This is a genomic window from Symplocastrum torsivum, from assembly GCF_059505465.1.
This window is the reverse complement of the sequence record NZ_JCACKQ010000057.1, coordinates 20583-42580: the sequence shown is the minus strand read 5'-3', so window position 1 is coordinate 42580 and position 21998 is coordinate 20583. Positions and strand designations below refer to the sequence as shown.

Genomic DNA, 21998 nt, shown 5'->3' with positions numbered 1-21998 from the left:
CGCCTTTGTTTAGACCCCATAGTACCTCAGCGACGACTTTTGCAAGAGGTCTAATAGATATAGCTCCAAAGCCGTCAGCTATCAGCTATCAGCTATCAGCTATCAGCTATCAGCTATCAGCTTTCTTGTTTTCCTTGCTCTGTCTCTTGTTTCACACACCTCCTGCTGTACTTCATTCAACTGAAAACTGCTATATTGATGGCCCTTTGAACGGAGTATTGCCACAGGAAACGAAGCAGTAAGGTAAGCCTCAGTACACTCATCATCCCCTACTTCGCTCAAGAACCTGATTCTAAGCGCCGTCGCCACTCTGCATCAATTTGGTCTTTTCGATCTATCTCTTGGTCGAGTAAATCGTTTTCACTGGTGTAGACCAAATTTTCTTCAGTGATGACATTTTGAGCAGCGAATTGCTGAGCGTAAGCAATTTTCTTCTGAACAATTGGATCTGCCTGACTCAGTGCGATCGCTTGTTCTTGCCGTTTTTGATTTCGCGCTTCTACACTCTTATTTTTTAGCTGAATCCAGAAATACCGAATCAGTGGGATTGCTAAAAAACCAATGCCGTAAGCCAGTAGTAACCAGTAAATTGACTGGACAAAGGCAACAAATCCCCCCAGTTGTGCGGCAATCTGCCCCCCACTCAAGAGGGAACCCAGCATTAAAGCACCAACACAGTTCACGGCACCTAGCCCGATCGCTAACATAACCTGACCACTAGTTGCCTGACTAAAGCGCCAAAGCCGTTCCCGGAGATAAGCTTGCACGGCTTGCACAGACTGCTGTCGTGCTGTGGTTTGAAGGGTTGGGAAGTGATAGACAATCTCTCCGTCTGGGCTAACTTCTGGATACCCATCGAAGCGAGCCAGCACAGGCAGCATATAGTCTTCGGACTCGCGTTGATACGATTCCCCAAGATTGTCCAGATACGGTGCAATTTGTTCTGCGGCTACAGCACCTCGTGAATTGCGAATTATAGTAGCAATCTCTTGCCAACGACGTTCTTCTAAATCAGCGTTGGGATTGCCATCACCAAACAGAAACGAGAAGATTGCTTCCAGGAAATTTAACTGTTTTTTTTCAGATGAACGAGAGGCAGCCCCTTGGCGAGAGTAGCGCCGATCATAACCTGGGTCGAAAAACCAGAAGATATCAGGGCCAAACCAGAAGAAAGGCATGGAGAAACCGCCCCCCCCGGAATGACTGCTATCACCACCACCGGAATCATTGTTATCGCTAGCTGCACTAATGCCAATCACGATAATTGCGATCGCCACCATAATCAGGACGATGGAAAGCAGCAGCACAATTCCGAAAGAAATCCGGATCAGGTAAAATAAGACACGCCAAACTTTTTCCCACCATTCCTGCAACTGCAACCGTAAGAACTTGTTGCGTAGAACTGAACGAAAGTTTTTGGGAAATAGGTAGGCAATCTCACCCGACTCTGCCACCTGTAAATGTCCGCCCGCATTAGAGGCTAGGGCAAGTAAACCTTGTTGGGCAAGATTGATATTTAATCCAGCCTGGGTTGCCACATCCCCAACGGTGACGCGGTAGCCCAGTTGCTCGACAGCTTTCATTATTTTGGGATCGGGAGCCATAGCTAATCTCAATAAAGATTTCCCTACTATCTACAAGTATAGAATTCTGACTTTAGACAGTTGTACGGCTTACTCCCCACCTCGGCTCCTTTCCTTATCCTCATTCAAAAAGAGACTTCTTGCGCGATGTGCAACTTTTTCTTTGTTTGTTATGCTGCTGTCAAATACAGGTATTAGGTAACCATCGGTTGTGAAAATTCTGCTAGTAGAGGACGATGAGAGCATTGCCCAACTGCTTCAGGAAGCGCTGACCCATCAGCATTATCTAGTTGAGCTGGCGACAGATGGTCAGGAGGGATTGGAACTAGCAGAAGCATTTGAGTACGATTTGATTTTGCTAGATTTGATGCTGCCAAAGCTAGATGGAATTAGCTTTTGTCGGCAGCGCCGGAAAGAAGGTGATCGCACTCCGATTCTCTTACTCACTGCTCACGATATCAGCACTGATAAAGTTATTGGATTAGATGCCGGAGCGGATGATTATCTCACCAAGCCTTTTGATGTACCTGAGCTACTAGCCCGAATTCGAGCGTTGCTCCGCCGTAACAGTTCTATCGGAACTCCTTTGCTGGAGTGGGAAAACCTGCGTCTTGACCCCAGTAGTTGTAAGGTGACTTACGATGGAGAACTGTTGCGTCTTACGGCTAAGGAATATGCTCTCATAGAGCTTCTTTTACGCAATACTCAGCGAATATTCAGCCAGAGTGCCCTTCTCGATCATCTTTGGTCGTTTGAAGAACCCCCTTCAGAGAATACTGTTAGAGCGCACATCAAGAGCTTACGTCAGAAACTCAAGAAAGCAGGTGCGCCGGAGTTGATTGAGACAGTCTACGGACTTGGGTATCGTCTGAAAACAACAGAATCAGCACCTAAAAGTCGGGAAGTAGAAACGACACCAATCCCACGTCCTGCTCCCTCTTCAACAACAGCAGCTCATCAAACTCAACCGCCAGTTATACCGGAACTCTCGACAATTTGGGAGCGATTTAAGGGCAAGTACTACGATCGCATCACAATTTTAGAGCAAGCAGTAACGCGATCACGGGAAGGTACGTTCACGGAAGCATTGCAACAACAGGCGGTAAGGGAAGCTCACACATTAGTAGGCTCACTGGGTAGTTTTGGCTTTGTCGAAGCGTCTCGTCTGTCGCGTGAGATTGAACAGAGTCTTCAAGCTGAGGAAGGACTGAATCCGGTTCAGTTGGAGCAACTTTCTGGGCTGGTTGTCGCCTTACGGCAAGCCTTAGAGCAACCAGCAGTTACGTTAGAGGATACGGGAAGCACTGCTCCTGCACCTCAACCGACGGATGGAAAGCCACAAACTCGGTTGTTAATCGTGGATGACGATGCACCCCTTGCTCTGGTGTTGCAATCAGAAGCAACAGCGAGGGGAATGCAAGCAGAGGTAGCGACTAACCTTACTCAAGCGAGAGAAGCGATCGCTTTATCTCAACCCGATGTGGTATTACTCGATCTGTGCTTCCCTGACTCCGCAGAGAACGGTTTCAGTCTGTTAGTAGAATTGGCAAGCTATCAGCCATCTATTCCTGTTGTGGTTTTTACGGCGCAAGAGAACTTTACCGAGCGCCTCAAAGCGGCGCGTTTAGGAGGACGAAGCTTTTTACAGAAACCAGTCTCCCCAACTCAGGTTTTAGATGCGATCGCAAAAGTGCTGCAAAAAACGAGCATTCCTGAAGTCAAGCTACTGATTGTTGACGATGACCTTCAGTTACTAGAATTTTTGCGAACTTTACTAGAACCTTGGGGATTCCAGCTTACTTTACTCAATGATCCCCAGCAGTTTTGGCAGACGCTGGAGCAAACTGCACCTGATTTGCTGATTCTGGATGTAGATATGCCGGAATTAAGTGGTATTGATTTATGTCAGGTAGTCCGCAACGACCCGAACTGGAGTGATTTACCTGTGCTATTTCTATCCGCTCGTACTGATGCAGAAACACTACATCGAGTATTTACTGTTGGTGCAGATGACTACGTGAATAAACCGATTGTGGAACCAGAATTAGTTGCGCGTGTGCTCAATCGCGTCGAACGAGTACGAATCCTGCGTAACTGGCAGAAATTAATTGGGTAAAGTAGCTCATTATCTGCTTATGATCGCACTTTGTAGGATTGCATCTGACAATTAGAGGAAGCGATCGCTGTTTGGTTGGTGTTGTCTGTTTCTGGCACAGACTTTACTGAAGCCTTAAATTTGAGGTAAAAGCATTGCAAAGGGATGGCAGATGCTCAAGCAGATTGAAAAGTAGCAAGATAGGAACTTTGCTAGATGACGCAGCCACAAGACGCAGTTGCACTCTTGAATGAGGAAGATTGTTCCCATCCGTCTGAATATCAATCACAGAGTCACAGTATGGTGAAAAAGCTACTAATTACTCTCGCTATCTTGTTGAGTTGTGTGTTTACTTTCTCAACTCTCAATGAATCTGCATTGGCAGCTAATCCACCTGCACAATTACTAACCCTTGATGATTTACCAACTGGGTTCACCGAATATTCAGGAGTAGCGATCGGAAATTGTACTCCTTCCGAAAGCCAAGGAAATGCTTTTGCACTTCAAAAGGATACAGAGATTGTTGAACTCGTTTGTGTATCTTCAGCACCGCTTGCTAATGTATTTGTAAATAGCGAACCTGGCTCTCCGCTTGGTATAGCCTTCTTAGATGCCATGTTGAGTAGTCCAGACACATTAACACAAGTGCTTGGTCAGGAAAAACCAACAGACTTACAATTTTTAGAGCTGACTGGGGTTGGTAATTCAGCAATCGGGTTTAGAGGAAGCATTCAGAATGTTGGAAACACTGATGTTGCCATCTTCCGCAGAGACACAACGTTGAATACGGTTTTTATTATTCACCCAGATCGCACAACTCCCCTCACATCCTTACAAACTATTGCGTCTGTGCTAGATAAGCGAGTGCAATAACGCTTACGCCTTGCTGATAAGCAGCCCGAACGAGGGTTTTCCTAGATTGGTCACTTGTTATGTCCTCTGAGGTACGGGGAATTAAGCCATGAACCAAACCATCAAATTGCTAGGACGTTACTTTGACGAACGGTGTTCTCGACTCAGCAGTGCAACACTCGATGTCACAATAACGACTCCAACAAGTTGCAAACCATTTAGCGTTTCCTGAATCGTTAACCAAGCCAAAATGACTGTGAGTGCTGGATTGCTAGCGCTGATCATTGAGGCAGACGCAGCACCGATGCGGCGAATACCAAAGTTGTTCAGTAGGTGTCCAGCAAAAGTTGCGATCGCAGACAGAAGTCCGCCAATCCAGAGGGGAAGCCAAGCAAGCTGAGCTTCATGCACATTCCAAATCAGAAGACTGGCTGCCGATAAGACTAATGTGGTAGTAAAACTGATCCAGGTAAAGGGAACAGGATGTATTGCTTCAAAGCTTTTTTGAGCAATGACGGTATAAAGAGCATACGTTATCCCAGAAGTAATCCCAGTGACGACACCGAGCGAGCTAAATCCATTCGCCGTCTGGGGATGGGGTAGTGTTAGGGAACTGCCCAGTAATATCAACCCCATCACACTCCAACGAAAGAGAGTCGGGCGACTCCCAAACAGCCGCCAAGAAAATAGAGTAGTGAAAACGGGATAGCTAAAGAAGAGAGTTAGAGCAATGCCCGCAGGAATCAGTCCAATAGAAATGTAGAGCAGGACTAAATAGAGAAACATGAGAATCCCACATCCCACTGATTGTAGTAGGAGTGTGCGTTGTTCTAGATTCCCTAACTGTCTAACATCCTTCCAAGTCGGAGAATAGAGCTTTGGGGCAAGGAATGCCATCAACGGCACGACTAACAGCATCCGCATGAACATCAAGAGGAATGAGTTTTGCGGGGTAGGTGTAACAAAACCTCCAGTTTGAAAGAGTCCCAGAATTGGGTATTCATTAAATAGAACCCTAACGATTACATTTTGAAAACAGAAGAAGACAGACGACAGCAAAACGATCAGAAAGCCAAGCACCGCTGAAATTGACCATGAAGTATAGTCTGATTCTACTGACGTTAAAGGTTTTTCCCTTTTACGTGGCTGACAACACCAGAGAAATACCAGGCTTTGATAAACTATGCTTATCTGCCAAAGTTAGACGATTTCTTCGATTCCCAAGCAAAGATTGACTGCTTTGTGTACGTGTAACTTTGTGGTGTCAAATAGCGGTAACTCCGAAAAGTTCTCTGCTGTTACTAATAAATCAATCTCAGTACAGCCTAATATAATTCCCTCGGCTCCTCTATCAGCAAGATTTTGCATCACACTAATGTATTCATTTCTAGACTTTTGTGAAATGATACCGTGACATAATTCATCAAAAATAATTGTATCAACTCGTTCGCGCTCTCTGTCTGAAGGTGCAATCAGTTCAATATCAAATTTTTCTTTGAATCTGTTTCTGTAAAAATCTGCCTCCATGACTGGTTTAGTGCCTAGGATACCGATAGTCTTAAGTCCGAGTCTTAGAATTGCTTCGGCAGTGACATCAATGATGTGGACTAAGGGAATTTTAATGGCAGAAGCAATCTGTGGTGCAACCCGATGCATTGTGTTTGTTCCAATAATGAGAAAATCTGCTCCTCCCCGTTCTATCCTCAGCGCTTTGTCAACCAAATAGTTAGCCGCATCTTCCCATTGCTCGTTCCGTACAAATGCTTCAATATTTTGAAAATTCACGCTATACATCAGTATTTCTGCAACTGTATGTCCACCCCTAATTGCCTTCACCCCTTGATTGATTAAGCGATAATATTCAGCAGTAGCTTGGCTGCTCATGCCTCCGAGAAATCCAATCGTCTTCATCGAAATGACTTCATGCTTTCTAGGTTCAGTAACTTTCATACTCGGAGGGTGACAGAAGAGGATAATACACGACAAAATCTAAAGTTGCTCTCTCACCCAAGCTCGAAATGCTTTCATCGTCGCATTTCTTCCACTGATTTTACTTTGTTCTACAAAGTCGTGTAGAGCATTCGCGATTAGTAAATTGGGAAAAGCTAAGCTGGTGTCTGATTGGACGTATCTGCCAGACTGGAGAATATTAATTTCTAGCTTCCTTCCGTTATAGCGCCAAAGTTCAGCTACCCTTAATTCTTCATAATTATTAAACTTAGTTCTCGACGTAATATCTATTTCAATGGCTAAGTCTGGCGGCGGATCGATTTCTAAGTTAAGCCGCTTCTTTCCTCTAATTCTTGCTTCATTTTGAATATAGAAACAGTCATCAGGTTCAACGGCTTGTTTCATGGCTTCATTCTCAAATGTAGTTGAACCAAGGCTCCTAAACTCAATGTCTATTTCTTCGAGAATTGCCTTGACAAAATCTCCTATAATTACTTTGTAATCTTCATGTTCTGGCAGTGGGGTCATAATTTCCAGTATTCCTTGACTATAAGAAAGTCTCGCACTGCGACTTTCACCCAAGCTTTCTAAAATATCTTGAAACTGCTGCCAACTAACATTTTTCAATAACAACTGATGTCCAGGGGGGACGATAATTTGTTCCAGCGGTAAGAGCATTTTTTCTCCATTCAGTATTCAAGTGATTAGCTCCTCAAACTGCTGCTTTCTCACTAAATTGACCTACATTCTTCAAGGCATCTAGAAAAGCGAAGACAGCGGGAATATGAAGCGCATTAGAAAGAACCGCTGTGCCAATTACTCGCTCTAAGGGAACGGGTAATTTACACACCTGAATTCCTGTTGGTACTGGTTCAACAGCAAGTAGGGGCATAATTGCGGCTCCTAAGCCTTGCATTACCATACTGACTATTGTTGAATCTTCGTTGACTTCGTAAGCAATATTCGGTTGGAACCCTGAAGCTAGGAAATGGTTATGAATCCCGGTATAACAGGTATCGTTGGCGCAAGGAAAGATTAATGGATGGCTCACTAATTGCTCCCAAGTTAACTGGGAATTCCTTAATTTAGGTGTCGGTGGTAGCAGGACAACATAGTTATCTCGCACAATTTCCCATACCTCAAATTCATCAGTAGCTGGAATATGAGTAAAGCCAATATCAGCACGCCCTTCGCGCAACGCTTGTTCCACACCAACATGATCGAAGTGTTCAATAATTGTTACGGCAATCTTTGGGAACTTGCGCCGAAATCGAGCAATTGCACTTGGCAGGATATGAGTCGCGACACTACGAAACGCTGCAAGCCGTACTGTTCCCCCTTGTAAGCCTTTTTCTAGGTTTGCTTCTTTTGCGATCGCATCCTGTAGTTGTAACATCTGACGCGCCTGCTCAATAACTCGTTTCCCAACTGGCGTTAAATTTGCCCCATGACGTCCTCGCGCCAGTAACTGCACCCCTAACTCTTCTTCTAGAGAGGCGATGGCATGACTCACGGCTGACTGAGACAAATCCAAGTGCAGTGCCGCTTCACTAAAGTTACAATGATCAGCTACGGCGACGAAAGCACGAATTTGAGAGAGCTTCATCAAGTTTCTCCTGAATTTCATTCACAAGATTTGCCTTTACCCACCTTAAACTGCTGCTTTGTCACTAAATTGCCCCACATTTCTTAGGGCATCTAGAAAGGCAAAGACAGCAGGAGTATGAAGCACATTGCTAAGAATCGCTACCCCAATGACTCGCTCTAAGGGAACGGGTAAACTGTACACTTGCACTCCTGCTGGTAATGGTTCGGCAGCCAGTCGGGGGAGAATCGCTGCCCCCAAACCTTGGACAACCATGCTGACAATCGTTGAGTCTTCATTAACCTCATAAGCGACTTTTAGAGGAAATCCCCAAGTGTGCAAGTGATTGTGAAGCTGGATATAGAAGGCATCCGTGGGACTGGGCAAGATTAATGGGTAGCTCTCTAATCGTTCCCAAGTCACTTGAGTTTTCCTGAGTCTTGGAGTCGGCGGCAGCAGGACAACATACTCATCCTTCAGAAGTTCCCAAGTCTCAAATTCCTCACTAGCAGGAAGAAGCGTAAAGCCAATGTCAGCCCGCCCGTCGTGCATCGCTTGCTCCACTCCTGCATGATCGAGATGTTCGATGATTGTCACAGCAATTTGGGGGAAACTGTGCCGAAACCGGGCAATTACAACAGGCAAGATATGTGTGGCGACACTGCGAAACGTGGCAATGCGTACACTACCGCCGTTTAAGCCTTTTTCTAAATTGGCTTCCTTCACAATTCCTTCTAGTAGACAAAGCACCTGACGCGCCTGAGTAATCACTCGCTCCCCTACTGGCGTTAACTGCGCTCCCTGACGCCCCCTGATGAGCAAGAGTACCCCCAACTCGTCTTCCAAACTGGCGATCGCATGACTGACTGCCGATTGCGATAAGTCCAATTGCAAGGCTGCCTCACTGAAATTACCGTAGTCCGCTACGGCAACTAAAGCTCGCATCTGAGAGATTTTCAACTTGTATGGATTAATTTCACTCATATGGATGATGGCAACTTGTTTGAATTATGAATAAGTATTTCAATCTAAATTCGACAGCTATATCTATCTATCGATTTTATTCATACACGTTATGCAAATTATGCTTTGATGGTCAATTAAACAATAGTTAAGCTTAATTTGTAAGAAAAAAAACAGGAAGAACTCCTCTGAGGTACGCCTCTATGACAAACTCCACCAATTATTCCGATAGAGAAAGCCTAGAACTTCTTCTCAAGGAAACTGAACAAGAGCCAATCAAGAAATCAGGGCTATTTTCACGGCTAAATAGGATTTGGCAGCATCTAGTCGAATCTCTGATTCAAGGGCAAGGGCTGAAAATTTTGCAAAGCACTGACCGCTTTGGAAATACTCACTGGTATGCTTACGACCCAGTGACTAATAGCTCTGTAACACGGGATTCTGAAGCTGAAATGCGTGTTTGGGTTGAGCAACGTTATTACCAGTAATTCAAAACTTAAATTGTAAAGTACAGGAGGTTTAAAACATGAAACTTTCAACTTATGACCACCTTTTGAAAGCGAGTTCTCCTGAGCTTGAAAAGTCTCAGTCTAAGCTCTTGGGAGTCACTCGTAAGATAGTACATCCTCTCATTACTTTCTGGCGCTTTAGCTGCTACTACGGGAATTTTATTGCTTACCGCCAGTAAAGCAAAATAAGCTCTTGTGGATTTAATTCGCTCCACACAAAAAGGTCAGTTTCAGCCATCAGCGTTAGCTAGAGACACGAGTCCTAAAGACATTCCGACGGAACGTTTCTACTTCCCTGAAGCTGACGGCTAACCCATCAAAAATCAGAGCAATCGTCATCAATTAGATAATTTAGTTCTAAGCCTTTAGGGGGCTGTTGAGGCATGGGATTTTTGATGAGCTGGACTTGCCCTGCATTCACCCAGCGATAAACTAAGTTCAAATAAACGGTGTGATTGTCAAGATCAACATCTTTGATACGGAACACCGTGTTCTTGGGCCAATACTGATTGTAGTAGCAGCGGCGGTTAATGACGGTCTGGCTCAACTCCCACAGTGGTTCTGTTGCTTCTACTTGGGTTGGGGAGAACAATTCCTCATAGTCCGGCCAAGTCGGCTCTACTCTGGGAGGTTGAGCGGGAAAAATTACTAAGTTGTCTGGCTCAGTGTTGGGACGTTTGGCGAACATAATGCACTCTATGTAGTTATTGTCGTCTTTCCATAGATGCTTCTCTAGCGATGAAATAATCCAGAGGATAGGCGTATGGGAAACTCAGGTAGAGAGTAGAGCGACAACTATCAGAAGCCTGACGCACATCCTCACCGCTTCGCGCTACTATCAATTTCTCTGTTCGCGGACGATCTGCTTTTAGGATATCGGTAATTATGACACCTTACCACTACCTGTGGGGATATAGTAACGAAGTGAGTCATACATATAGTAGTTAAGCCTGCGACTGATGTACAATTTACATAATTTATTGAAGTTACTCAACCGCTTCTTCTTGTTCCCTCTGCCACTGCATCAAAAGTTCGCTAGGATTGAACCCCCGATACTGAAGGTAATTCCATAACTGACGCTTCGTCTTGGGTTCGATGGAAAAAAAATCATCAATCTTGTACTTTCGCATCACCTTCGCTTTTAAATCGTCCAGTTCTCCTGGCTCCTCACTCTCTGCTTGTGATTCCCAGATTTGCTCAAATACATCAGCATTAATTCCCTTTTCACGGCATTTACGCTTAATCACAGATTTGCCATACTTACCTTGATAGGAGGAAATCATGCTCTCAACTAAACGTGTGTCAGACTGATACTCTTTACTTTGAAGTTCCTGAAGCGCCTCTATAATATCGTTTTGTTCAAATCCTTTTTCTTTCGCTTTTTTTGTAAGTTCATAAGCGCTGTATTCTCGTCGAGACAAAAGTTGGTAGAAATAGTCTATACAAATCATTTCCTTGAATTTATTATTAAGTTTGATTATTTAATTTTTTATGCTAAAAACAGCAAAATGAGATGATGAAGATATTTTAATGCTAGCAAATTGATGTTGGGTTAAACAACCAATTACTCGTAATTTAGAGAAAATGATTATCTTTAACAAGAAACTTTAATACCAATTTCCTCTATTCTGTCTTAGCTTTTTGTAGGGAGCATAGTGTGGGCTCGTGCAGAAGATTATTTATCCATTACTTCAAGATTTGACCATAAAAAAATGACAAGTGATATTCTGATCCCTAACGCTGTAGAAGCAGCGTTTTATTGATAGACTCTAAGATATGCAGGACAACAGACTCTCTCAACAAATTCAATTTATTGTCGAAATTGACAAATTAAAAGGAGTTTTACGCCAAACGCTTCTAACCGATAGTTCACGGCGGGAAAACAGTGCTGAACACTCGTGGCACCTGGCAATGATGGCAATGCTTCTAATTGAGTATGCACCAGCACCAGTAAATGTTCTACAAGTTATTAAAATGTTATTGATTCATGACTTAGTAGAAATCGATGCTGGAGATACATTTTGCTACGATGTTCAAGGTAACTTGGGCAAAGCGGAACGGGAGAAACAGGCAGCAGCACGATTGTTTGGACAGCTTCCTGTTGAACAAGGCATAGAATTGCGATCGCTTTGGGAAGAGTTTGAAGCCCAACAGACATCAGAAGCTCAATTTGCCACAGCGTTAGATCGCTTGCAGCCACTATTGCATAATCAGCAAACAGCAGGTGGTACTTGGCGAATTCATGGGATTACGCTTGACAAGGTTATCGAGCGCATGAAGCCGATTAAAACGGGTGCGCCTCAACTTTGGACTTTGGTAGAACAAGTTCTTGAAGAATCTGTAAACGCTGGGTATCTAAAACCAGCACCATAAATCGTTAAAAATAAACAATCCTGCCAAGATTCAGCCAAACCACTTGATTTTCGGCTATTTGCCTAAGGTGACCTCACCTGAGTAGTTTGCTATGTTTGAATGGACTCGTGAACAAAAGTTTATACACCTTGCATAAACTTTGACAGAAACCTTAAAAGCTGATGTGCAGAGTGTAGCTACTAATACCTGGTGTCATTAAATTTAAGGGAATACATAGCATAATTGCATGAAAGTTAACAAATTTTATTTGGCTCTGATAGCAATTTTATTTGTTGCCTGTATTAGTTTTGCTTTCTATAGAAAATTCAATGACCAATCGAGTTGTCCAGAACCTGTATTAGCGAATTTTAAGGCAGGAAAAACGTATGGTCCTCCTTACCAAGTTATTGTTAAACCTTGGAATGGTCGGCATAATGTTTATGCGATTTTTATGCTGCCTGTTGAACAAAAGGCAGGAAAAAATCTCTTAGTAACGATAAAAGGAGGTAGAACATACTGCGGCAGAGCCTGGAGAGTGGGAACCGAGTATGAAGGAATACAAGCTAAGCCGGGATATTACTTAATCAAAGCTGGCTTGAAAACTCGGACTTCTAGTTTATTAATTGCACGAGGTTTCATAAAGCAGCTCAAAGACCCGCGTAACTGGAACCTAGTTTAAGCGGCTTTTTTATTGATGTTGCTGAATCATTTTAAGGGCAGCAAGGGAAAAAGGAAGATTTTCTCGTCACCGTGAACTATTCCCTTTTCCCTACTGAAAACCATCATCCAAAAATAGCAGCCTCGATGAGAAGCAACGCCTGCTCCATGTCGTCGTTGACAATTTGAACATTAAATTCATCAGCCGCCTCAATTTCAGCTTTTGCACAGGACAATCGTCGAGCGATCGCATCTTCACTATCCTGACCCCGACCCCGAATCCGTTGTTCTAGTTCCGCTAAAGACGGGGGCAAAATAAACAGGCGTAAGGCAGTTGGGAAAGTGTAATGGATTTTCCTTGCCCCAACCACTTCAATTTCTAAAATTACGGACTGACCGAGTTGAACTTGGCGTTCTACTGGGGTACGGGGTGTCCCATAGTAATTACCCGCATACTCCGCCCACTCCAAAAGCTCACCTGCACTCACCATTTGTTCAAACTTGTCACGGTTGACAAAATAATAGTGTTGTCCGTCGATTTCGCCGGGACGAGGTTGGCGGGTTGTTGCTGAGACGGAAAGATACAGTTCTGGGTGACGTTGCAAAAGCGATCGCAGTAGAGTCCCTTTACCAACCCCACTCGGACCTGTCAAGACAATGAGTTTACCTACTTGCATTTTGCTTAAATGGGAGGTTTAATTGCTGCTGGGACCATCTTTGCTAATAACAAAGCGATGAGCAACGGTTTCCGGTTGAATTGCTGAGAGAATGATGTGACTGGAATCGGTAATAATGACAGCTCTGGTGCGACGCCCGTATGTGGCATCAATTAACTGTCCGCGATCGCGTGCATCCGTGATGATGCGCTTGATCGGCGCAGACTCTGGAGAGACAATCGCAACGACTCGGTTTGCCGACACGATATTACCAAAACCGATGTTAATCAGTTGAATGTCCATGAAGAGCTAACGGCGACAGCCGCAATACGAGCGATTTTAGAGATTTAACCTCCATGGTATCCACAATAATTTAGGCTTACAAGGCTAAAATCCACAAAAAAGCCAGATTTTTAGGTTTATCTTGCTCAATTTATGTCTTTTGCTAGAGTAGTCTGGCGATAGAGGGGTGCGCTGACGGCAGCTTAGCGATAGCTTGATCTTCTCTTTCAACAAGAAGTGCAAGCATGGCTAAGAGCTATATGGATATAGAAATGTCATATACTCCGAGTGCATAAGCTGTTACTTTACTGACTAAAAGCAAATTTAAAAGTGCCACGTCCGAGCCATACTTGCGGAATTTTCAAGAATGCTCAATAGATAGCTCAGTTACAGTAGCAGTGAGCTTTGACAGGTTGCATCCTAGAAATACAAAAAGTCAATAAAGCTGCATAGCAAAAGTTGCCTTTGGTAAGAGCGTTATTAAGAGGATTTAAGGTTATGAACAAGGTGTATCGCCAATGGATAATTCTTGCCTAATAGTGGCAGCAATATTCTTGATCATAGCCTTGACTCATTCGACTAACTGGGCGGCTTTGCCGATAGCGGCACTCAAGGATGAAACTTCAAACCCTTCAAATCTGACAAATCCTGTTGTCGCTACAACCACTAGTGATACCCTTGGCTATACAGCTACATTTGATGAGGAACTCAAGCAAATTGGGCAGATTTCACCCCAAGACTTTGCACAACAACATAGCAGCAAGGCTCAGTATCTGCCTCAACTTAATTGGGACGTAACTACGGCAAAGTTTTGGGACCAATTCAGTCTTTCTCCAGACCAAGTTAATATTGTCGTAGATTACAGTGTGCAACAAGTAGGAGACCCAGGCAGCGTGCTGCATGAGGGCGTTGGTAATGTTGACTTGTTAATGCTTGCAGTGGACAACGGCTCCGACAAAATGGTCTATGCGGGTCCCGTTTTGAGCCATTATGAATTTGAGATGTCCGGAGTATCCCGAAAATCTGATGCTGAGTGGCAGGAGGACATTTTCACTGGCAATGTTCCACCTTGCCCTGACTGGACAAACAGTTATCTTGTATCTGGAGAAAGTAGAAAGTGAAGCTTGAAGATTTTAGGTGCGATCGCTTATTGCGATAAAGCGTAATAGCCCCTACCTTCCCTACCTTCTCCAGCTTCCTTAAGTCAGCGACATTCAATCTAAGTCATGGATCTGCGAGGATGGAAGTAGATAGATGCTTCACATAACTACTAAAAAGATGGCTTGTAGATGCAACCGGTTGACTTTACTACCCTGATGGCGGCTTGTCGTGAGCTGCGTTCTGAGTGGGTGCCAGGACGCACTGAACAGGTATATCAACGCGATCGCTATACGATCGCGATTAGCTTGCGTACCCTCAAGAGTCGGGGGTGGCTAACAATTTGCTGGCACCCCCAAGCCGCTCGAATTTGCTTAAGTGACCCACCCCCCCGAACACCCGATACCTTTACCTTTAGTGACCAACTACGGCACCAGTTAACGGGTCTTGCTCTAATTGGGATAGAAGCGATCGCACCGTGGGAGCGTGTACTAGACCTGCAATTTGCTCGACGCCCCGGAGAAGCAGCCAGCTTCCACCTCTACGTCGAAATTATAAGCAAATACAGTAACGTCATCCTCACAGGTGCCGATAATCTGATTATCACTGTTGCTCATCAAGTCAGCTCCCAGCAATCCAGCATCCGCCCCATTCAAACAGGTCAGCCCTACGAACGACCACCCGCCCTTACTGGCACCCTCCCCAACTTGAACGAATCCCAAGAGCGGTGGCAAGAACGAGTGAGTCTCGTACCTGGTGCCCTACAGCGTCAACTGCTCAAAAGTTACCGAGGTTTAAGTCCAGGATTAGTGCGTTCGATGGCACAAGCTGCCGATTTAAACCCAGACCAGTCTACCGAGAGCCTTGATACCTCCGACTGGCAACGGCTATTTCAGCGTTGGCAAGAATGGTTGCAAGTAATGGGAAATGGGGAAGATTTAGGTGGTAGTCGATCTGCCGCAGTAGACACATCTTCGCACTCCTCCCAATTCCAACCCGGCTGGACAGCGCAGGGATACACCGTTCTAGGCTGGGGCATGATTGAGCCAGTCTCGAATGTTCAATCCTTACTGGATTCCTACTACACGGCTGAACTCAACCAACAAGAATTTGCCCAATTGCGTCACCAACTCACGCAGAAGCTCGGCAATATTTTAGGAAAATTGCGCCAGAAAGCCTCTACCTTTGAAGAACGGTTGCAGCAATCTGACCAAGCCGACCAGCAACGACAACAAGCCGACCTACTAATGGCGCACCTTCATGAGTGGGAACCGGGGATGAAGAGCATTGCCCTAGCTGACTTTGATACTGGCAAGCCAGTTACGATTCCCTTAAATCCAGAAAAGAATGCCGTTCAAAATGCCCAAGCACTGTACAAGCGCCACCAAAAGCTCAAACGCGCTCGTAATGCTGTTGAACCACTGCTCAAGGATGTGCAAGAAGAAATTCAGTATTTAGAACAGGTAGAGGCATCCTTGAACCAACTCGATACTTACGCTACTCCGGAAGATTTACAGACACTGCAAGAAATTCGCGAAGAACTGATTGGGCAACGCTATCTCGATGCCCCAGAACAACGTAGCCGCGAGGTCAGCAATGTCTCTGAGCCACATCGGTATCGAACGCCCAGTGGGTTTGAATTGTTGGTTGGTCGAAACAATCGACAAAATGACCAACTCACCTTTCGCACTGCTGGTGATTATGACCTCTGGTTTCACACTCAAGAAATTGCGGGTAGCCATGTCCTCATGCGTCTACAAGCGGGAACTGTACCTGATGAAGCGGATTTACAGTTTGCCGCAGATCTGGCCGCGCACTACAGCCAAGCGCGTCAGAGTGACCAAGTTCCGGTTGTCTACACAGAACCCAAGCACGTCTACAAGCCAAAGGGAGCTAAACCCGGCATGGCGATTTATAAACGAGAACGAATCCTTTGGGGGCGTCCTCAAAAAGGCAACAACTATCTTTTGGAGGATGACACCCTGTAGAAATGTAAATTTTGGTTACAGAAAAATTGTATTTTCTGTTACGATAAATATAAAGAAATCTTACTGCTGCCGAATTGGGAACGCGCAGCTTGGGCTTTCTCTACGTAGAGCGACAACATAATTTTTAATTATTATCAGACCAGCTACCGTTATAGCTGGTCTTTTTTGATACAAATTACTCATAAATTGATGTGCATAAGCTGCCGAGATTAGGGAAAGGGTGAAAGGGAAAAGCCTTCCCCTTTCCCTACAGCGAAACTAAAAGCTGACCACAGACAATCGCTAGAACCTAAATGTAGTTCGGATAGTGCCAATCACCAAGTCAGAGTTGGTAGCGAGAGAACCAGGAGCTGTGATCCAAATAATCCCAGGCGTAATTGAGATATTATCTGTCAACTGCATCTGGTAGAACGCCTCAACGTGTAGTGAGACATCGGGGTCTGGCTCATCAAAATCGTCTAATACATCTAGAATTGCTGGTGCCGAGTTTAACAAGGCAACTCCAGCCGCGATTAAGGCGGGATTTAAATTGGCTGGATCGACTAAATCTTGTAAGCCTTGATTGACATCAATATCTGTGTCAAGGACTATTGGCTCTACGCCTACAATAATCCCTGCTAGGTTACCTCTTTTACCTAAGTCAGGGAATGCCAAGGTAATCGCACCATTGATGCTGTTAAAACTGCCGCGAGTAATTAAACCATTTCCTGTCGATAAGTTGATTGATGTCGTGTAACCGACCCAGCCACCCAGAACAAATTTTTCACTAGCCCGCCAGGAGAACTCTATTCCATAGGAGTTACTGACAACTGGGATGTCGAGGTCAAAACCCAACGGGATTCCCGCAAAGCTGGGCTGAGCGAGTAAATCACCTACGGTGCCATTGAAAACAATCGGGTCAAGAGGAGGTGTTGTTGGTGGTTGAAGAACTATATCGGCTGAAGGCGTTATCGGTGCTGGAAGTACAAAGTCTATGGGAAGTGTGATTGGTTGTGGAAGGGAGATTCCAGCAGGAATTGTAGTTCCGGCGGGAACCGTTATTACTCCTGGTATTGGTCCCGGTCGAGGAATCGTGATGGCAATGGGTAGCGTTGTTGGTGCATCAAGTGTTGTTCCGGCAGGAAGTGTTGTTCCGGTTGGCAGTGCTGTGCCAAGGGGGATTTGTTGATTGGCCAGAAAAGTAATTGGGGTTGTCGGTACAGGGGCGGGCTGAAAGTTAACATTTACAGGTTGATCTCCGAGGGTGCGAAGTGTTGTCCGAGGGTTAGAAGCTGGACTACCTGTAAGGGTTTCACGGTTGTAGGAGTTAATGTAAGTAAAGCCAATCTGAAAGCGATCGCTTGGCTTGTAAACTAGTTGTGCGAGGGCACCATAAGGCCCATTAAACAAACCACCGCCGTCATCAGGATTGTTAGCATCTCCGGCTAAATACCCCAAACTCAGCTCTAGTGAATCGCCCAGTTGTTGCCGAAGCCCAATACCCGCCCCTTCAACAAGATAGTAGATAGGATTACGAGTACCAAAGCGAGTCAGCGCACCAGAACCACCATCCCCATCTAAGAAGTTGACAGTGCTGGCAAAGTCCTCAGCGTCTCCTCCATTAGCGGCAATGAAAATTTCTGTATTTTCACCAATAGGAAAGGTATATGTTAGCTCCTCAAGTTCGACATCATTATCCGCATCAGCGTCTGCAAACGCCAAATTTCCCTCGAACGTCACAGTTCGCTCCGTGAAAGTTTCTAATCCACGGGCTTCCAAGCGTGTTCTTAATCGGTCTCGACCTGTAAAGCTCGTTTCAAAGTTCAGACGGGTTCGACTGCCAAAAACCGCGATATCATCGACATCTTCCCCAAGGACATTGTCTCCGGTTAGGATATCTGCAAACCCCAGAATCACTTCTCCCTCAAGTTTCGTCGTGGTAGAAAACTGATGATCCTCAAGGAAAGCAACCCGCCCTTCCAAGGTATCAACTCGCGTCCCTAAAGCGGCAAGTTCTACTTCAAAGTCTTGAATCAGTCGTTGTAGTGTTTCTAAGTCTTCGCGGCTAACAAACTCACTTGTGTTGGCAGCAATGAGACGCTCAATCTGTTGCAAACAGGAGTTTAAACCAGCGGCAAACTCATAGCGAGTTAATGCCCGATTACCGCGAAACGTACCATCTGGATAGCCAGCGATACAAGCATAACGTTCAACAAGCGATCGCAACGCTTCAAACGCCCAGTCATTGGGAGAAACATCCCGTAGCTGAGAGACATTGGTAACTTGCTCAACACTACTAACGCCAGCTTCATTGCTGTAGTTATCAATTTGTTCAAGTAGAGTCGTATCCCTAACCTCTACAGGTACCTCAGAAACCTCCACAGATGTCTCTGTTTCTAGCAGTGGTGACTTAGCTGAGTTTTCTTCACGTTCTGAGGTTGCTGTAATTGTTGGTGCAATAGATGTGTCTGTTTCTAGCGTTGCTGAGTAAGCAGGGTTCTCTAGTGTAGTCTCCGAGGTCGATGCCGTTGTTGGTACAGTGACAGAAACTGAGGTTTCAACGGTTTGAGGCTGAGTTGTAACTGTTGCTGATGGTATTTGAGTAGCCGTATCTACAGCAGGTTCAATTGCGAAGGCTGGGGTGACACCAAGCGGTGTAAAGGGCAACTCGCCCCATAAAGCAACAATCGCTCCTCCTAAAATAGCTGGGCTAAGTAGCCAACGTTGCCACAAGACTTGATTGATCATTTTTTATCCTCACACCCACTCAAAACTTTCACGATTGATGTAGCCAAGTCTCACTGCAAGAGTTGACTAGAGACTGAATACACAGCTTTCGCTACTTGAATGTAATCCTAGGACAAGTTTCAACTAAAGTTGCCCTACCACAATCAGGCTTTACAAAGACTTAAGCGTATTTGAAAAAAAGAGATTACTACAGCTTGGGAAAGATTTGGGAAAGATTACAGTTGTCTGCAAAATTTCACGGAATCAGGTAGGTGCGCCAAGTCGGTTGAGTGTTTTTGCCAGTGTCTTGGCGCAGGGCTAAACGCCAGGTTTTACCTTCTCTCTGGCGCTGTAGATAGATATTAAAAGGATTGTTTTCCTGAACGAGTTGCCGTTGCGGTAGCTTAACGTTGAGTGTGTAGGTACCCAAAATATGGTATGTGGGTAAATCTTCAACGAATAGGGGTTCTAGTTGCTTCAGCTTTACCTGCGTAATTTCAAATTTTTGTGCTGAGGATTGTAATTGTTGAGTTAGCTGCTGTTGAGATTGATTGACTTGAAAAGCGATCGCTTTTTCCACGAGTTGCTTAGTTGGTGCTAACCCCAGAGAGGGTGTACTTGCACCACAAGCTGACAGCGTTATTACTAAAACAACCATCAACGCAACGCTGAACATCAATTTTGTCGCCCCGTGCATCTAACTCGCCTCTACTTCTTTCGCTGCCACCGTAGCACGACTTAATTGTCTTGCTTGGATGTCCTCTAATTTCGTATCAGGAATTGCTTTGATTAACTGACGAGTGTACTCTTGCCGAGGGGAATTGTAGATGGATTCAGCCGAACCAATTTCTTCAATCCGTCCATGATTCATGACCATAATGCGATCGCTCACAAACTTCACCACACTCAAATCATGGGAAATAAAGATGTAAGTCAAGCCAAAATCTTGCTGCAAGTCTTTGAGGAGATTGAGAACTTGCGCTTGTACTGAAACATCGAGTGCTGAGACGGATTCATCACAAATAATAAACCGTGGCTCACACGCCAAGGTACGAGCAATACAAATCCGCTGTCGTTGCCCTCCAGAAAACTCATGGGGCATTCGATTCATTGCACTTTCCCCCAGTCCAACTCGTTCCAGCAAGTCAATTGCTCGTTGTCGGCGTTGCTGTGGAGAACCACCTAGCTTATGAATTTGCATCGGTTCCATCAGCGCATCTCCGATGGTTTGCCTAGCATTTAGAGAACCATAAGGATTTTGGAAAATGATTTGCATATAGCGACGGAGGTGGCGCAGTGGCTTAGCATCAAGTTCCAAGACTGAATCGCCATCAAAAATAATCTCCCCAGACGTTGGTTCCATCAAACGCAGAAGGCAACGACTTAAAGTAGATTTGCCACATCCTGATTCTCCCACCAATCCCAAAGTCTCGCCAGGATAGACCTCAAAACTGACATCATCTACCGCTTTGAATCCTATTTTCTTCCCAAACAGTCCACTTCGCATAGGGAATTCTTTAGTGAGGTGACGCACAGATAGTAAAGGTTGCTGCTGTTGCAGATGTTGAGAACGTTCTACTACAGCACTACTGGATACTTCTGCGAGTAGTAAGTCTTTTTCTTCTTGGCTATGGATTTGAGAAACGATTTCTAATTCTCCCGATGCATTGGTTGTTACCCGCATAAAATCCGCCACGGTTGGCAGGCGTTTCAGCCGTTGGTTTGGACGTGGGCGACAGTTCAGTAACCCTTGCGTGTAAGGATGTTGAGGATTAGCAAAGAGGTCATACACTTTAGCCGTTTCTACTGCCTGACCTCGGTACATCACAACTACACGGTCAGCGATTTCTGCAACTACTCCCATATCGTGAGTAATGAAGAGAATCGACATCCCACGACGGTCACGTAGTTCTCGCAGCAGTTGTAAAATCGTTGCCTGAATTGTGACATCTAACGCTGTAGTTGGTTCATCAGCAATCAGGATGGCAGGGTTACCGCTGAGTGCCATGGCAATCATTACCCGTTGTTGTTGACCACCTGAGAGTTGATGAGGGTAGCGCTTCATCATCTCTCTGGGGTTGGGTAGCTTGACTTCATCAAAAAGGGCGATCGCTTTTCTATACGCTTCTTTTTGAGAAACTTGTTCATGGAGTAAAATTGCTTCCACAACCTGTTCCCCACAGGTGTAAACCGGATTCAAGGAGGTTAAAGGCTCCTGAAATACCATGGCGATTAACGCACCTCGATAAGTCCGTCTTTGTTGAGCAGAAAGCGTCAGTAGATTGACGGGATTGGCACTAGCAAGGCGAGGATTCCGAAATAAGATTTCTCCTGTTACCTTAGCCGCTGTCGGCAGCAGTCCGATTACAGCTAGTGACGTTACTGATTTACCCGAACCTGACTCGCCAACAATTCCAATTGTTTCTCCGAGTGCAAGGTTAAAGGATACATCTTTTACTGCTCGTAGTATCTCACCTGAAGAGGGAAACTCAACATAAAGATTACGAATTTCAAGAATAGGGTTACTCATAATACTCTACTTGTTTACAACAACTATTAACCAAAACCAAAACTGTATAATTACCATAATCAAAGTAAAAATAGCTGTACTCTTAGATATATTTTACAGCAGCCACTAGAGCCACCCGCTCCAAGCCTCTTATTAAGATGTTTAAACTTAAATCAACCTAGAAAGGTCGAAGAGCAGTGTTATAGTTTACAA

22 protein-coding genes are annotated in these 21998 nt (G+C 44.9%); 9 read left to right on the top strand and 13 right to left on the bottom strand.

Annotation, left to right across the window (positions count from 1 at the left end; genetic code table 11):
• Positions 1–242: hypothetical protein (locus tag AC5JL3_RS18365; RefSeq protein ID WP_496075852.1), on the top strand; the 242-nt coding region annotated here is incomplete at its 5' end.
• Positions 243–278: 36 nt separating this feature from the next.
• Here AC5JL3_RS18365 and AC5JL3_RS18360 read toward each other — a convergent pair.
• The gene (locus tag AC5JL3_RS18360; protein WP_496075851.1) at positions 279–1604 is read right to left on the bottom strand and encodes a hypothetical protein; all 1326 of its coding nucleotides are present in this window, start codon (positions 1602–1604) and stop codon (positions 279–281) included.
• Between the two features lie 190 nt (positions 1605–1794).
• Between AC5JL3_RS18360 and AC5JL3_RS18355 the strand changes: the two genes are divergently transcribed.
• Positions 1795–3699, top strand: a complete 1905-nt coding sequence (locus tag AC5JL3_RS18355) for a response regulator (protein ID WP_496075850.1) — start codon at positions 1795–1797, stop codon at positions 3697–3699.
• Between the two features lie 195 nt (positions 3700–3894).
• Positions 3895–4551, top strand: a complete 657-nt coding sequence (locus AC5JL3_RS18350) for a hypothetical protein (RefSeq protein WP_496075849.1) — start codon at positions 3895–3897, stop codon at positions 4549–4551.
• A 117-nt stretch (positions 4552–4668) separates the two neighbouring features.
• Here AC5JL3_RS18350 and AC5JL3_RS18345 read toward each other — a convergent pair whose 3' ends face one another.
• The 5 genes from AC5JL3_RS18345 to AC5JL3_RS18325 all read right to left on the bottom strand — a co-directional run bounded on the left by AC5JL3_RS18345 (position 4669) and on the right by AC5JL3_RS18325 (position 9049).
• Positions 4669–5610 (bottom strand): DMT family transporter, encoded by a 942-nt coding sequence (locus tag AC5JL3_RS18345; protein WP_496075848.1) that lies wholly within the window; start codon positions 5608–5610, stop codon positions 4669–4671.
• Between the two features lie 120 nt (positions 5611–5730).
• The gene (locus AC5JL3_RS18340) at positions 5731–6480 is read right to left on the bottom strand and encodes an aspartate/glutamate racemase family protein (protein WP_496075847.1); all 750 of its coding nucleotides are present in this window, start codon (positions 6478–6480) and stop codon (positions 5731–5733) included.
• 39 nt (positions 6481–6519) lie between these two features.
• Complete coding sequence (locus tag AC5JL3_RS18335) at positions 6520–7158, bottom strand: Uma2 family endonuclease (protein ID WP_496075846.1); 639 nt, start codon at positions 7156–7158, stop codon at positions 6520–6522.
• 34 nt (positions 7159–7192) lie between these two features.
• Positions 7193–8086 carry a LysR family transcriptional regulator gene (locus AC5JL3_RS18330; RefSeq protein WP_496075845.1) on the bottom strand — a complete coding sequence of 298 codons (894 nt, stop codon included), beginning with the start codon at positions 8084–8086 and terminating at the stop codon, positions 7193–7195.
• A gap of 45 nt (positions 8087–8131) precedes the next feature.
• Positions 8132–9049, bottom strand: coding sequence for a LysR family transcriptional regulator (locus AC5JL3_RS18325; RefSeq protein ID WP_496075844.1), 918 nt, complete (start codon positions 9047–9049; stop codon positions 8132–8134).
• Between the two features lie 182 nt (positions 9050–9231).
• Between AC5JL3_RS18325 and AC5JL3_RS18320 the strand changes: the two genes are divergently transcribed.
• Positions 9232–9516, top strand: coding sequence for a hypothetical protein (locus AC5JL3_RS18320; RefSeq protein ID WP_496075843.1), 285 nt, complete (start codon positions 9232–9234; stop codon positions 9514–9516).
• Between the two features lie 38 nt (positions 9517–9554).
• Positions 9555–9716 (top strand): hypothetical protein, encoded by a 162-nt coding sequence (locus AC5JL3_RS18315; RefSeq protein ID WP_192219964.1) that lies wholly within the window; start codon positions 9555–9557, stop codon positions 9714–9716.
• Between the two features lie 137 nt (positions 9717–9853).
• Here the strand turns inward: AC5JL3_RS18315 and AC5JL3_RS18310 are convergent, their stop codons facing one another.
• Together AC5JL3_RS18310 and AC5JL3_RS18305 are read right to left on the bottom strand one after the other, a co-directional pair.
• Positions 9854–10225, bottom strand: a complete 372-nt coding sequence (locus tag AC5JL3_RS18310; RefSeq protein ID WP_496075842.1) for a hypothetical protein — start codon at positions 10223–10225, stop codon at positions 9854–9856.
• A 298-nt stretch (positions 10226–10523) separates the two neighbouring features.
• A complete protein-coding gene (locus tag AC5JL3_RS18305) occupies positions 10524–10988 on the bottom strand; it encodes a regulatory protein RecX (RefSeq protein ID WP_496075841.1) in 465 nt (154 codons plus the stop codon).
• Between the two features lie 325 nt (positions 10989–11313).
• Here AC5JL3_RS18305 and AC5JL3_RS18300 point away from each other — a divergent pair, with 325 nt between their 5' ends.
• Together AC5JL3_RS18300 and AC5JL3_RS18295 are read left to right on the top strand one after the other, a co-directional pair.
• Positions 11314–11910, top strand: coding sequence for an HD domain-containing protein (locus AC5JL3_RS18300; protein WP_496075840.1), 597 nt, complete (start codon positions 11314–11316; stop codon positions 11908–11910).
• Between the two features lie 226 nt (positions 11911–12136).
• Positions 12137–12568, top strand: a complete 432-nt coding sequence (locus AC5JL3_RS18295; protein ID WP_496075839.1) for a hypothetical protein — start codon at positions 12137–12139, stop codon at positions 12566–12568.
• Between the two features lie 103 nt (positions 12569–12671).
• On the opposite strand, the gene gmk is transcribed toward AC5JL3_RS18295, so the two are convergent.
• Both gmk and remA read right to left on the bottom strand, forming a co-directional pair.
• Positions 12672–13223 (bottom strand): guanylate kinase, encoded by a 552-nt coding sequence (gene gmk / locus AC5JL3_RS18290; RefSeq protein WP_496075838.1) that lies wholly within the window; start codon positions 13221–13223, stop codon positions 12672–12674.
• 18 nt (positions 13224–13241) lie between these two features.
• On the bottom strand, positions 13242–13505 hold the full coding sequence (gene remA / locus AC5JL3_RS18285) for an extracellular matrix/biofilm regulator RemA (RefSeq protein WP_192219958.1): 264 nt from the start codon (positions 13503–13505) through the stop codon (positions 13242–13244).
• Positions 13506–14002: 497 nt separating this feature from the next.
• Between remA and AC5JL3_RS18280 the strand changes: the two genes are divergently transcribed.
• Together AC5JL3_RS18280 and AC5JL3_RS18275 are read left to right on the top strand one after the other, a co-directional pair.
• On the top strand, positions 14003–14605 hold the full coding sequence (locus tag AC5JL3_RS18280) for a DUF3160 domain-containing protein (protein WP_496075837.1): 603 nt from the start codon (positions 14003–14005) through the stop codon (positions 14603–14605).
• Positions 14606–14773: 168 nt separating this feature from the next.
• The gene (locus AC5JL3_RS18275) at positions 14774–16570 is read left to right on the top strand and encodes an Rqc2 family fibronectin-binding protein (RefSeq protein ID WP_496075836.1); all 1797 of its coding nucleotides are present in this window, start codon (positions 14774–14776) and stop codon (positions 16568–16570) included.
• Between the two features lie 282 nt (positions 16571–16852).
• Here AC5JL3_RS18275 and AC5JL3_RS18270 read toward each other — a convergent pair whose 3' ends face one another.
• The 3 genes from AC5JL3_RS18270 to AC5JL3_RS18260 form a co-directional block, all read right to left on the bottom strand.
• Entirely contained in the window at positions 16853–18877 is a 2025-nt protein-coding gene (locus AC5JL3_RS18270; RefSeq protein ID WP_496075854.1) for an iron uptake porin, read from the bottom strand.
• A gap of 655 nt (positions 18878–19532) precedes the next feature.
• The gene (locus AC5JL3_RS18265; RefSeq protein ID WP_496075835.1) at positions 19533–19973 is read right to left on the bottom strand and encodes a hypothetical protein; all 441 of its coding nucleotides are present in this window, start codon (positions 19971–19973) and stop codon (positions 19533–19535) included.
• Entirely contained in the window at positions 19974–21806 is a 1833-nt protein-coding gene (locus tag AC5JL3_RS18260; RefSeq protein WP_496075834.1) for an ABC transporter ATP-binding protein, read from the bottom strand. It abuts the gene before it with no gap.
• Positions 21807–21998: the final 192 nt, after the last annotated feature.